The 13605-nt window shown below is 35.2% G+C and carries 11 protein-coding genes; 8 read left to right on the forward strand and 3 right to left on the reverse strand.

Features of this window, described 5'->3' with window-relative positions; all coding sequences use genetic code 11:
- Positions 1-23 precede the first annotated feature (23 nt).
- The 3 genes from hutU to AB4Y30_RS16335 all read right to left on the reverse strand — a co-directional run bounded on the left by hutU (position 24) and on the right by AB4Y30_RS16335 (position 4416).
- Positions 24-1682: a urocanate hydratase gene (gene hutU / locus AB4Y30_RS16325; protein WP_368653239.1), complete on the reverse strand. Its 1659-nt coding sequence runs from the start codon at positions 1680-1682 to the stop codon at positions 24-26.
- Positions 1683-1904: 222 nt separating this feature from the next.
- A complete protein-coding gene (gene cbpA, locus AB4Y30_RS16330) occupies positions 1905-2540 on the reverse strand; it encodes a cyclic di-AMP binding protein CbpA (protein ID WP_368653240.1) in 636 nt (211 codons plus the stop codon).
- Between the two features lie 163 nt (positions 2541-2703).
- Positions 2704-4416, reverse strand: coding sequence for a sulfate adenylyltransferase (locus AB4Y30_RS16335; protein ID WP_368653241.1), 1713 nt, complete (start codon positions 4414-4416; stop codon positions 2704-2706).
- Positions 4417-5370: 954 nt separating this feature from the next.
- Between AB4Y30_RS16335 and AB4Y30_RS16340 the strand changes: the two genes are divergently transcribed.
- The 8 genes from AB4Y30_RS16340 to AB4Y30_RS16375 all read left to right on the forward strand — a co-directional run bounded on the left by AB4Y30_RS16340 (position 5371) and on the right by AB4Y30_RS16375 (position 13532).
- Positions 5371-6717: a multi antimicrobial extrusion protein MatE gene (locus AB4Y30_RS16340; RefSeq protein ID WP_368653242.1), complete on the forward strand. Its 1347-nt coding sequence runs from the start codon at positions 5371-5373 to the stop codon at positions 6715-6717.
- A gap of 267 nt (positions 6718-6984) precedes the next feature.
- Positions 6985-7950, forward strand: coding sequence for a bile acid:sodium symporter family protein (locus AB4Y30_RS16345; protein WP_368653243.1), 966 nt, complete (start codon positions 6985-6987; stop codon positions 7948-7950).
- 34 nt (positions 7951-7984) lie between these two features.
- Positions 7985-8218, forward strand: coding sequence for a hypothetical protein (locus AB4Y30_RS16350; RefSeq protein WP_368653244.1), 234 nt, complete (start codon positions 7985-7987; stop codon positions 8216-8218).
- A gap of 134 nt (positions 8219-8352) precedes the next feature.
- Positions 8353-9123 (forward strand): dimethylarginine dimethylaminohydrolase family protein, encoded by a 771-nt coding sequence (locus tag AB4Y30_RS16355; RefSeq protein WP_368653245.1) that lies wholly within the window; start codon positions 8353-8355, stop codon positions 9121-9123.
- Positions 9124-9243: 120 nt separating this feature from the next.
- On the forward strand, positions 9244-10104 hold the full coding sequence (locus AB4Y30_RS16360) for a LysR family transcriptional regulator (RefSeq protein ID WP_368653246.1): 861 nt from the start codon (positions 9244-9246) through the stop codon (positions 10102-10104).
- Positions 10105-10125: 21 nt separating this feature from the next.
- Entirely contained in the window at positions 10126-10551 is a 426-nt protein-coding gene (locus tag AB4Y30_RS16365; RefSeq protein ID WP_368653247.1) for a hypothetical protein, read from the forward strand.
- 215 nt (positions 10552-10766) lie between these two features.
- The gene (locus AB4Y30_RS16370; protein WP_368653248.1) at positions 10767-11876 is read left to right on the forward strand and encodes a C45 family autoproteolytic acyltransferase/hydolase; all 1110 of its coding nucleotides are present in this window, start codon (positions 10767-10769) and stop codon (positions 11874-11876) included.
- 36 nt (positions 11877-11912) lie between these two features.
- Complete coding sequence (locus AB4Y30_RS16375; protein WP_368653249.1) at positions 11913-13532, forward strand: ABC transporter substrate-binding protein; 1620 nt, start codon at positions 11913-11915, stop codon at positions 13530-13532.
- The last annotated feature ends 73 nt before the right edge of the window (positions 13533-13605 follow it).

Raw genomic sequence — 13605 nt, forward strand, 5'->3', positions numbered from 1 at the left:
TTTCTATCTTTACTATATATCAATTATTCATCTAACATTGGAATTTTAACGCCTTTTTCACGTGCTGTTTCTTTTGCTTTCTCATATCCAGCATCTACATGACGGACAATACCCATTCCTGGATCTGTTGTTAATACACGCTCAAGCCTTGCTTCCGCATCCTTCGTACCATCTGCAACAATTACCATTCCTGCATGAATAGAATAACCCATACCTACACCGCCACCATGGTGTACACTGACCCAGCTTGCTCCACCAACACTATTAATTAGCGCATTTAAAATTGGCCAATCTGCTACCGCATCACTACCATCTTTCATTGCTTCTGTTTCACGGTTTGGTGATGCTACAGAACCAGAATCTAAATGGTCACGGCCAATTACGATTGGTGCAGATATTTCACCACTAGCTACCATATCATTAATGATTTTTCCAAAGCGTGCTCTCTCTCCATAACCAAACCAACAAATTCTTGATGGTAAGCCTTGGAATTCAATTTTTTCTTTTGCCATACGAATCCAATTACATAAATGCTTGTTATAACTAAATTCTTTTAAAATCACTTCATCTAATTTATAAATATCTTCTGGATCGCCAGATAGAGCCACCCATCTGAATGGTCCTTTTCCTTCACAAAATTGTGGACGAATATAAGCTGGAACAAATCCCGGAAAATCAAACGCATTTTCTACGCCTTCATCTTTTGCTACTTGGCGAATGTTATTTCCATAGTCGAAGGTTACTGCACCAAGTTTTTGTAATTCAAGCATTGCACGAACATGCTGTGCCATCGATGCTTTTGAAAGCTTGACATAGGCTTCTGGGTCATTTTCGCGCAATGCTGCTGCTTCTTCTAATGACATTTTTGAAGGTATGTATCCATTTAATGGATCATGTGCTGAAGTTTGGTCTGTTAGTACTTCAGGAATAAAACCAATCGAAATCATCTCTGGTAAAATATCTGCAGCATTTCCTAATAAACCAATGGAAAGTGCTTTTCCTTCCTTCTTCGCTTCTTCTGCTATACGAATTGCTTCCTCTAATGAATCTGTTTTCACATCACAATAACGTGTTTCAATACGGCGATCAATACGCTTTTCATCTACTTCAATCGCAATACATACTCCACCAGCCATGGTAACTGCAAGTGGTTGTGCTCCACCCATACCGCCTAGGCCTGCTGTAACTGTAATTGTTCCTTGCAATGATCCATTATAGTGCTGGTTAGCTAATTCAGCGAAGCTTTCGTATGTTCCTTGTACAATTCCTTGTGAGCCAATGTAAATCCAGCTTCCTGCGGTCATTTGCCCATACATCATTAAGCCTTTTTTATCTAGCTCATGGAAATGATCCCAATTTGCCCAGCTTGGTACAAGGTTTGAATTTGCAATCAATACTTTTGGTGCATCTTTATGCGAACGGAAAATAGCAACAGGCTTACCTGATTGCACGAGTAATGTTTCATCATCTTCTAATTCTTTTAATGATTTTACAATCGTATCATAGCATTCCCAGTTTCTTGCCGCTTTACCAATACCACCATATACTACTAGTTCATCTGGATTCTCTGCTACATCTGGATGTAAATTATTATTTAACATGCGAAGTGCCGCTTCCTGAATCCACCCTTTTGTGTTTAGTTTGGAACCACGGTATTGTTCCACTTTATTTGATTGAGACATATCTTCCACTCCTCCTAAATAATCTAACTATTCTAATTATAAAACTGATTTTTCTAATAAAATAGATGTTAAACTTTCGATTTTAGGCAAAAATATTCTATTCATTTCTTTTCTTTCGAGTTTATCTTTATTAAATTATAAAAATATTCGTTTATGTTAAAAATATACTTTTAATTCATAAAAAAACGCTGCTCTATAACAAAGAGCAGCGATTATGTTTATTTAGTTTAATTTTTCAACATCTGTAACGGTGAACTTATTTTCTTCAAGATCAGCAATAATTTTATCTTTTGTTTTTTCATCCACGCCTTCAGGTAAAACAATACAGATTCTTCTAACAAATTGTGTATCATTATTCAATGTAATAACACTTTGAACACTACAATATTCATTAATAATTTGTAGCATATGTTGTAAGACACCTTGATATTCTACTGTACCTACCGTTAATGAATAGCTACCATTATGAACACCCCAAGCATTTTCTAATACTTGAATTACATTTCCATTTGTTAGAATTCCTTGAAAATGCCCTTTATCATCTACTACTGCGAGATAAGGTAGTTGGCGTATTGTAGAAAACACTTTGAAAAACGGGTCATCTTCCTTTACGGCGTTATCAATTTCTCGGTCAGAAATAAGTACTTTATTTAGAGGTGCATCTAATGAATTATCGCTTTCATATCTTAGTAAATTAACTTTGTATAGGTTACCGATATATTTTTCCCCTGCTTCATCTAAAACAGGTATACAACGATACCCTGAAACTGAAAATGTTTTCTTCACATCCTGTAAATTATCATTTTCTTTTACATAAACAACCTTGCTTTTACTTACATAATCATTTTTTACGAGCATCTCAGCCACCTCCATAATATATTCGTACATTTCATCTTTTTATCTAACTATTATTCTCCTATACTTCTACCTTAAATTCAATCAAACATTTAGCTTTCACAGGAATCAAATGAATATGTTTTGATTTTGCCATAATGTCTACAAAGTTTAGTCACACTTATCCTTATTCATCGCTTCCACGATAACGTTTATATGGCAATGTATTCCACACACGATATTTCAAATCATCTGAGCGTAATGGAGACGGAATGTCCTCTAAAATACGTTTCGCAACTTCAAGCTCGCGTTCAGACTCTTCTTTATCTTGATACATAAATTCATCAGAAGCAGATTCAGGAGCTTGACTAACCTTCTCTTCAAGATCTGAAATAACCATTTCTTGTTGCTTACGAATTAATTCGCGCGCTTCCGCTTTCCATTCAGGCTGAATATCACGGTTGATATCTGTTACATTGCTGAATTCTTCATAAACCTCACGATATATGCGATCAGCATTTTCACGTGCGTCAAGCACAGCGCGATGTAAATCCTGAATAGTCAATTCTTCGTGTTTTAATGCTTCTGTACGCTTTGCTCCACCAAGTCTTGTTGCTGACAGATAATAAGGGAAAATACTCTTAATTGTTTTTCCAACTGGTGAAATCGCTTCATTATCTACATCAACACCCTTAGGTTGAACTCCTTGCATCGCAATTCTTGCAGATTCTGGACGAACGATTTCTTTTGGTGGTAGAATTCCGTGACGTAATAGCTCACGAATACCAGTTCCAGATATATTAATACGATAACGTTCATCATGTGGGCAAGTTTGCTCTGTAGCAAGACTATTACATCTTGTACAATAGAACACTTCATGGAATAGACGAATCTCTATTCCTAGCTCCTCTGCAGAGTATTCATCAAAAATAGAATGACTTGCATATTTATCATAATAATCACCAATACCTGCATGGTCTCGTCCAATTAATGCATGTGTACAACCATAGTTTTTCATGATTAAAGCATGCAATACTGCTTCACGTGGACCAGCAAAAATATAGGTTACTCGTAGTGGCGAAAGAATCGCTCTTTCTTTCGGATAATATGTATCTAGTACACTACGATAAGAAAGCATACGGAATTCATGTCTTGTATATTCTCTTTTTGCCATTTCTACTAATGGTTGAATAAGAAGACCATCTAATTCCTCAAGCGCATTACGATGGATATATTCATGTCCACGATGAAGTGGATTTGCTCCTGTAATAAAACCACCAACAGATTTAAATTTCTTCTCTTCATAAAACTGATTCCACGTATCCTTTGGCTCTAAACGTAATTTTTCAAATGGTCCCCAGTCTGCGCGGTTTAACAGCTTTAATGGGCCTGCGATAGCAACATCACCCATTCGACGGAAAATCGAATCTACACCTGGGTGATTTCGATCTGTTGTACCAAATAAATGTTCTGCACGAAACTCTTTATCATATTCAAACTTATCACTGATTTCTAAAATTGCGATAGGTTCTTTCTTCTCATTTGCTAAAACAACCTCATCTCCAACGGAAATAGAGGCAATTACATCTTTATTACGCTCTCCAATTGGTGCGAAGCTTAGCGGAACTGGCCACACTACACCATTTTTCAAACGACCTTTTGTAAGTACTGATTTATAATCTTCTTCATCCATAAATCCTTCATTTGGAGATAGAACTCCTGTTGTAATCATTTCAATAGTAATAACTGCTTCGAGGTCAATCATGATCATCGGCAAGTCTTTTGCCTTTTCAAGAGCCGCTTCTCTCTCTGCTCCTGTTAATACACCATTCACCAACTTACCACCGTGAGGTCGTTGCGGATACTTTTCAAAAGTTTGTGGTTCAATTGTCTGACTCATACCTTCTCTTTCCTCCTAAATGGTTAACATATTTCTCGGAATAACCGTTTTTGATTCGACTGTAATCGGTTTCATAAATTTAATTGTTTTTATTAAGTGTACATGAAACTGTTAACTTATAGTATTATTTGAATTTCCAAAAGCATTGCTTTAATTCTGAAATTATATAATTATCACTCTTAAAAGTCAAGGTAGCCTTAGTTTTTCTAAGCTTTCAGCGCTTCTAACTTACATCATTTTAAAATCACCCTTTACAAAGATTTTACAATTGAAATATATTTCTGCATCTAACATATTTTATTTGCTGAATTAAAATCAAAAAAAATATTTTCCTTATCACATCAACATTTACCCATCATAACCCTTGATATAAAGCGCTTCCAATTACGAACGAAATGTGACTTTTTTGTGAACATCTTCTATAATATAAATTATAAACATTTCGTTCGGTGAAATATTTTACACGGATAAAACAAAATATTCCGATTTTTATTGTGAAGGAGTTGTTTTGAGGACTGTTCGATTTAAATAAAGTCTATGAAACATGTTTTCTGTAAAATGAGTTTCCTATTAATCTACACACAAAATATGCATATTGTACGACTTTTATATTTAAAGTAAGTTACTTCTACATCTAAAAATGCTTGTTCAAAAAGATCGACAAAAAAGGACCATCATCGGTTAAGTTCGCAAACGTCACGAGTGCAACACTAGGGGAATACGGATTAAGTACGCCACATCACGCGAGCAACATCCACACTAGTACATCGTGTGCGTCGAAATTTCAAGATGACATCATTTTTACGAACGGACTTCCTCAGATGTCCTTCTATACTCCTAAATACGTTAGTATCGGAAAATGACGTCAACGACTTGTGCGTGTTGTGATGACTTCAACTTGTCATTTTTGTTCGACTTTTTGAACATTCTCTAAAAACAAAAAGAGAATCGAGGTTGTTCATCGTGCGATTGCCAGAGCTTACGTATAAAAAACTTAGTGCTTTTTTTATTCCGCTGGGGGTTTCAGCTAGTTTAACATCTATTACTCACGTGATTATTAATGGAACATTGAGTCGTGGGGAGAATGCGGCCTTTATTATTGCATGTTATGCCGTAGCAATGGGTGTCTTTGGGATTGTTGAACGTCCCATGCTTGTATTCAGACAGGTTACATCTGCTTTAGTAAAAAACCATAGAGACTTTAAATTAGTCAGCATCTTCTTTATTTATGTGATAGTCGTTGCATTGGCCGGTTGTACCATATTAGGATACACCCCTGTTGGATCATGGATTTACATTAATATATTTAATGCAACACCTGATATGGTTAATGAAATCAATATCGCCTTTCGTGTCATTACTTGGGTCGTATTTTTCTCTGGATTACGTGGTATTTATCAAGGTATTCTTATTAATCAACTAGCTACAAATTGGGTATCCTACGGGGTAATTGCTCGACTTATAGGGATGTTTTTAGCTGCGTATATTTTTGTTCAAATAGGCTGGATTACAGGCGCTACAGGCTCACTTATTTTCCTAATTGGAATGTTCATTGAAGCAGTATTTAGTGTATACAAAGCAGAAGCTATCCTACGAAAAAAACTCGCCGTGCCAAATCCAGAGGACCGTCCTCTACAAAAGGCGGAGATATCACGTTTTTATTTCCCATTATTATCTTATTTCGTAATGCAGTCATTACTGGTTCCATTAATTTATGTGTTTCTGGCAAAATCAGAACATATTGAGATGAGCATTGCTTCATTTGCCCTTGCATTTAGTATTGTTAACTTAATTTTGAGCTTCTTTATGTATACACATCAGCTTGTACTACAGTTTTATAATGATCATAGAAGAAAAATAATTATTTTCGTTATTTTTATTAGTATTATTCCAACATTATTATTAGTTATTTTATGCTATACGCCTGTTGGAATGGGATTTATGACCAATGTCATGGGTGCTGACGAGGTGTTATCGCGCGAAACATTATTGGTATTGCAATTTTTCATTATTAAGACATTAGTATTTCCTTGGGTAGACTTTTTAAATGGTTTTCTAATGCTGAAACGTCAAACAGGCAAGATGCTGTTTGCTCAAATTGGTAATCTAATTGTCGTGATGATCTGCTTATTCATCTTTATCCGTCTCTTCCCACAATGGAATGGGGTAAATGGCGCAATTTCCGCATCTATTGGAGAAATGGCTGGATTTATAATCGTAAGTTATATCATCTACCGCATGACAGATCGTTATTTTGAACGTAAACGCCAAAGATTAAATGCAAAAGCGAAAAGACGATAAAAGTGAAAATTCAATCTGCGTGAGAATGATAATTATAATGAATTATTTTACTTCTCCTTCTCACGCAGATTTTATTTGATGTTACCAAATAGGAACCGTAAACACTTTTGTCTTCCTTCTTTTGCTAAGCACCTAATTACAGAAACAACTCAATTTTCAACCAGTCATTTCTATTTTTCTCATTAAATTATATGAGTCAACAGATTGATTTCGAGACTGGTTTGCATATGATACAATACAATCATGATTTGGAAGAAGGAATGAGCTGTGCTAAATCAACTGAACCGAAAACTACAAATGCTTATGCCTATTTTAACTCCTCTTAGCCTTGTTATTGGGGTGTTATTACAAGATATAGGCAATCAACTTTTGTTTCTAATTCCATGGATTTTTGCATTCATGACCTTTTCTAGTAGCTTAGGTATGAGTGCTAAAGATGCAAAAAGCTTTTCAACGTATCCGAAAACAATCTTATTTTTCATTGCATTTTTACATATTTTGATGCCATTATGGGCTTATTTTTTAGCAAGTAATATCTTTAATGACCATTTATTAACAATTGGCTTCATTATTTCTGTAGCGATACCTACTGGAATTACAAGTGTTATTTGGGTGAGTATTTGTCGAGGTAATCTACCCCTATGTTTGTCCATCGTATTAATTGATACTTTAATTGCACCTTTTATTTTACCTGTACTGTTAAAGGTCGCTGCTGGTACAAATATTGCGTTAGATACAACCTCCCTTTTCTTAAACCTATTATGGATGATTGTACTTCCCTCCATTTTAGGGGTACTTTTAAATGAATATTCAAAAGGAAAAATCCAAGCAACACTTGCCCCAAAGCTAGCTCCTTTCTCAAAGCTTGGTATTTTTGCTGTCGTGATGATCAATAGTAGCGCTGTTGCACCATACATAGAAAAAATCACTTGGGAACTAGTAGGAGTAATCGCTTTAGTATTATTTATCTCCATCTCAGGTTATTTTATTGCATTACTACTTGGACATCTTTTATGGCGTGACCCAACAATCGTTATAACCTTTGTTTTTGTTGGTGGAATGCGAAATATTGCAGTGGGAGTTGTTATTGCTACTTCCTTTTTCCCACCTAAAGTTGCAATGCCTGTTGTGTTCGGCATGCTCTTCCAGCAAGTATTAGCTTCGATATTATCCCGCGTCGTGGATAAATATCAACGAAGAGTTAACCTTAGATTAAAAGCAACATCCATTTAACTCTGATTTCATGTAAATAGAAAGAAGGCAATTTATGAAACAAGTAAGTTTTTATGATTATTTTCCTAAACAAAATGATCCGCTTTACATTGCTCTAAGTAAAGTTACAGAAGAAAAACCGATTCAATTAGGAAACTTTACAATTACCTTAAATACTTTTGGCATCTACGAAATTCTCTCTGATGACATTCACGAAGCAAAGGATTCGTTAGATGCTTGTTATCATTATTTAAATGACCTTGGAAAATTTGCTGATTTTCAAGATTAATATAGTCTAATTGAGCTGAATATCCCGTAAAAAATAAAATATATGTCGCTTCCTTAATATTTTCTTTATAAACAGTAGAAAACTGGTACAATAAATGAAAGCAGTAGCATCAATTGATAATGGAGGAATGAACGATGAAGTTTACACATGTAATTGTAAAAAAACCGAGTAAAAGCTATGTGGAAGGACTAACAACCTCTGATCTAGGAAAGCCAGATTATGAACAAGCACTAGTCCAACACGACCATTACATAAAAGCATTGGAAAAATGCGGTGTTGATGTGACAATCTTACCTGCTGATGAAGCATTTCCCGATTCTACTTTTGTAGAAGACACTGCTGTTATTAGTGAAAAATGTGCAGTAATTACAAACCCTGGCGCAGCAAGCAGAAGAGATGAAATCATCGCTATGGAAAAAGAATTAAGCAAACGCTTTGATACATTAGAACATATTCATTCACCAGGCACATTAGAAGGTGGAGACGTATTACAGATTAACGACCATTTTTATATTGGAATTTCCGATCGTACAAATGAAGAAGGCGCAAAACAGCTAAAGGAAATTTTAGAAAAGCATGATTATGTTGCTACTATTGTATCTTTGGAGGAATTTTTCCATCTTAAAACAGGTCTTTCTTATTTAAATAACGGCGATCTCGTTGTTGCTGGCGAATTTATTGATCATGAAGTATTTAAGGATTTTAATAAAATCGTTGTAGAAGATGATGAAATGTATGCAGCTAACTGCATCCACGTTAATGATTATGTCATTATCCCTAAAGGTTTTGACAACACGAAGAAGAAAATTACTGAAGCTGGTTATCAAGTAATCGAATTAGAAATGAGTGAATTTCAAAAACAAGATGGTGGCTTAAGCTGTCTGTCATTGAGATTTAAGCAATAAGGAACGATAAAGTAAGGCTATCCATGTTGTCGATTTATTTCACAACAATAAGGATAGCCTTTTCAAATCAAAATCCTTTCGCTTACCTTGAACAACTTTTTATAGGAAGGAGAGGTGATCATGAGTGAAAAAGACTGGCAAATCCTAATTACATTGCATGAAGAAGGAACCATCACTAAAGCGGCACGGAAAATGTATATGTCTCAGCCAGCATTAACCTATCGAATTCAACAACTAGAAGAGCGATTTAACTGCAAAATCATTCTCCGCAGTAATAAAGGAACCTTATTTACAACTAGTGGTGAATATTTGGTTCAGTATGCAAAGAAAATGCAAAAAGAGCTTATCAAAGTACAAAATACACTCGAAAATTTAAATAATAATATTCAGGGAATCTTACAAATTGGTGTTTCTGATATTTTTGCTTTGTATAAACTCCCATCATTACTAGAGGGTTTTGTCGCAAAATACCCTAATGTAAGTATAAAATTAACAACAGCTTGGAGCACCGAAATATTAAGATTGATACAGAATGAAGATATCCATATTGCCATTTCTAGAGGGGAACATCAATGGCAAGGTGATAAAATTTTATTGGATCAAGAAACCATCTGCATTGCATCACGACACCCTATTCAGCTAGATGAATTGCCAAATATGAATTTAATAACCTATAAAACAGATAGTCAAATTCTTACGATGTTTAACGACTGGTGGAAGGATAATTATTCAATGCCTCCACATAGCTTTATGCAAGTAGATGGAATGATGACATGTAAGGGTCTTGTGAAGAAGGGATTAGGTTATGGTTTCTTTCCTAAAATTTGCATCGAAGAATCCGATCAATTATATACTACTGATCTAACCAAAAATGGAATTCCTCTAATTCGTGATACGTGGCTTCTTTATCGTAAAGAATTGAAGGAATTGAATGTTTTTCATGCCTTTATTGAATATGTTAAAGACTACTATAAGCAGTAGTAGATGTAGAGGTGATATATTATGAAACGTCAAGTTAGCAGTATAGAATGGATGGGAATTATTGGATTGATATTCTGGGGTGTTGTTCTATATGTAAGAAAAGCAGATACATTTGATACTTCATCATTGAGTCCGACTTCCCTCATCATATGGACTGCACCAAATTTTTGTGGAGCATGGCTTGCTATTGCATGCTTCAAGCAATTTTTTGCACCTATCTTTAGTAAAAAATCCATTATCAAATTCCCCTTTACTAAAAAAGTTTACACCGGTATTTGTGTTCTAGTTCTTTCAATTGGATTTATGCTTGAAATTTTAAACCCTTATCTACTTGGAGGAACTACTGAGTTTGATATTTATGATATGGTAGCTACTACTATTGCAGTGCTGTTAGTCTGGATAATCCCTATCTTGTTTCATGCAAATATATTTGAAAGCAAACAATAATTTAAAGCATAAAATCTATATTTATTATGTGATTTTTTTGTTATGATTAGGCATAACTTTTTTAAAGGTGAGGGAATCAACGATACCGCAATAAAAAAAGATTATTACGAATAATAGAAAACATCTATTTTTCTTATTTTGCTTCTAATCTTATAATGAAATTACAGAAAATTAGTAATTAGCAAAAGAAATGAATTACATTAGGAGGGCAACAGATGACAACATCTATAGAAAAGTCGACAGATTCTTTCCCGTTTTATCGTTTTAGTGGTACACATAAAGAAATTGGGCAGCAATATGGGAAAGCATGTAAAGCCTTAATTGATCGACACTTGGAATTAGTACTCAATCGATTAAAAAAGAACTTCGACACTTCTATCGAAGACATTGCTACACTAGCTTTAACGTATAAACCGTATATTGAAAAATACGCTCCTTTTCTAGCCGAGGAAATTGAAGGAATGGCTGAAGGAGCTGATATTTCTATTGGGGAAGCTTATTTATTACAAGTACGCGCTGAATTAAACACACACTTCGCAAATCTTAATGAATGTACTACATTCGCAGTAGATTCAAAAGGAACATTAGATGGCTCACCAATCATTGGACAAAATGCAGATTTACCTGCTTTTTATAAGGAAATTGGAGTAGTTATCGAATTTGTACCAGATGAAGGACCTGCCCATCTTATGCTTACACCAGCTGGGCAAATCTCCTATATTGGTATTAATGATAGAGGGATGGGAGTTTTTGCTAACTACATCACCTGTGATGACTGGCGTGAAGGCTTTCCACGTTATATGTTCTCTCGTACTGTGCTCAATGCTGAATCTGTAAAGGAAGCGGAAGCTATTATTTCTAATACCTATCGTGGCTCCTCACGAAATTTAATTTTAGCAGATAAAGAGGATAACCTGATTGATTTAGAAGTTACACCAAATAAAATTGGACGCGTTGAACCACAGCATGGTATTTTAGCCCACTCCAATCACTTTATTAGTGAGGCATTATTAGGGGATGAACGTTCTAAGGGAGCAAGCTTAAAGAACTCTCATTTACGTCTACAACGGATGACTTCTCTTTTAGAAGAAAACTATGGGAAGCTAAGCAGCGAAAAAATGCAAGAAATCTTGCGAGATCGTGAGAATTATCCGAATTGTATTTGTCAGATCCCTGGTGATGAACTACATCAGGCACCTGGAGAAAAAATCAGTGACGTAATCACTTTTGCCTCCGTAATTGCAGAACCAGCAAAAGGAAAGCTATGGATTGCGATTGGACCACCAAATGAATATGAATATAAGCTTTACACATTTTCTAAATAAAAAAATACATGTACTGTAAAAGTAGGAGGAAAGAGAATGAATTTAAAAAAGCTTTTACCATTATTCATCGTATTGATGACAACTCTATTCATTATAGCTGCTTGTAGTAATAGTGATGATTCAGCAGACTCCAATGATAACGAAAATGAGAATACTTCCAATGATAATCAAGCAGAACAAGAAAGCACATCTGGTGAAGGAGAACTTAAAATTACATATGGTGCACAACCACCAACATTGGATACATATATCACTACTTCACGTGCATCCAATGATGTAGCTCGTCAAATGTTCGAAACGCTTGTAACTACAGACTCAGAATACCAAGTACAACCAATGCTAGCAGATTCTTGGGAGCAAAGTGATGATGGTTTAACATATACCTTTCATCTAAGAGAAGGTGTATTATTCCATAATGGAGAAGAAATGGTGGCTGAAGATGTTGTAGCCTCTATGAATGCTTGGATAGAGAAATCTGGCCCTGGAAAAAACAGTTTTACAAATGCAGAATTTAAGGAAATAGATGAATATACAGTTGTCATGGAATTAGAGAAACCTTTATCCATTGCCCTACCATTACTAGCTTATGGTGGTGGAAGTATTCCTGGTATTATGCCGAAAGAAATAGTTGAAGCAGCTGATGAGGAAGGCATTAAAGAACATATTGGTACAGGTCCATTTAAGTTTGTTGAATGGAAACAAGATCAACATATTTTATTAGAACGCTATGAAGAATATAGTCCGCGTGAAGAGGAGCCAGATGGTCTTGCGGGGAGACGTGAGGCTTTAGTAGAAAAACTATATTTTGTATTTGTTGCTGACCCAATGACATCTATTGCCGGGCTTGAAACTGGTGAATATGATATTGTTCAAGGAGCTTCTCGTGATAGTATTGCTCAATTAGAAGCAAATGAAGATATCAATGTTCTATTACATTCTAGTGGTCCATTAGCAATTTACTTTAACAAGAAAAATGGACTATTTACAGATGAAAAAGCTCGTCAAGCAGTTCTCTATGGTGTAGATATGGAAGCTATCGCGCAAGCAGCTTATACTTCCGATCATTTTTATGAGCTAAATCATAACATTCTTTCCTATTATCAGCTAGGATTATGGGGAACAGACGTTGGAAAGGATAAATATAATCAGAAAGACACTGAGGCAGCTAAACAGCTTTTAGAGGAATCCGGATATAACGGAGAAACTATTCGCATCATTACAACTCGTGATTATTCTGATATGTATAATGGTTCTGTTACTCTGCAACAACAATTAATAGATCTTGGTATGGAAGTTGAACTAGAAATATATGATTGGCCAACTTTAGTAGATCGTCGAGAAGATGAAACTGCATTCGAAATTCTATTTTTATCTAATACAGACAAGCCAGATCCTACCTCTCCGGTGTATATGACAAAGAGCTTTGCTGGTTGGACTGATAGCCCTGAACTTGATAACATTTTAGAAAAATTCTGGGGTGCACCTTCTGTTGATGATGCAAAAGAATTCAATGATGAATTACATGCTTGGTTCTACGATTACGTTCCAGTTGCAAAAGTTGCAGATGGAAAAGGCTTATTACCAAGCCGTACAACAGTTAAAAACTTACAAGATTTAGATGGTCCTGTTTTATGGAATGTAAGTAATGAAAAATAAAGCGAACTGGGTTCAGATGAGATTCTATCTGAGCCCTATTTGCACTTATTTTTGTAAAAATTTTTTCAAGGAG

It is taken from the genome of Ornithinibacillus sp. 4-3 (assembly GCF_040958695.1).
In the GTDB taxonomy this organism is placed as follows: Bacteria; Bacillota; Bacilli; order Bacillales; family Amphibacillaceae; genus CALAMD01.